This is a genomic window from Synechococcus sp. 63AY4M2, assembly GCF_002760475.1.
Lineage (GTDB): Bacteria > Cyanobacteriota > Cyanobacteriia > Thermostichales > Thermostichaceae > Thermostichus.
In genome coordinates this window covers 3,038,201-3,038,417 of record NZ_AXUX01000001.1, presented here as the reverse complement: position 1 = coordinate 3,038,417, position 217 = coordinate 3,038,201, and the positions used below count along the sequence as shown (strand labels likewise).

Genomic DNA, 217 nt, shown 5'->3' with positions numbered 1-217 from the left:
CTACTCCCGGTTGAGGGCGGTACTCCAACGCAAAGCCAGTAAGGGCACACGCAGTTCGCGGCGCAGATGCCGTCAACTGCTGCAACGGCTGTCTGGCAAGGAGAGGCGCTTTCAAACGTGGGTCAATCATCGCATCTCTAAAGCTATTGTCTCTAGGGCAAAGGCTACCAACAGCGCTATCGCCCTGGAAGACCTGACAGGGATCCGGAAAAGAGTC

The 217-nt window shown here is 56.7% G+C and carries 1 pseudogene; it reads left to right on the top strand.

Features of this window, described 5'->3' with window-relative positions:
- Positions 1 to 217: pseudogene (locus SYN63AY4M2_RS14480) on the top strand (RNA-guided endonuclease TnpB family protein); the annotation flags it as partial.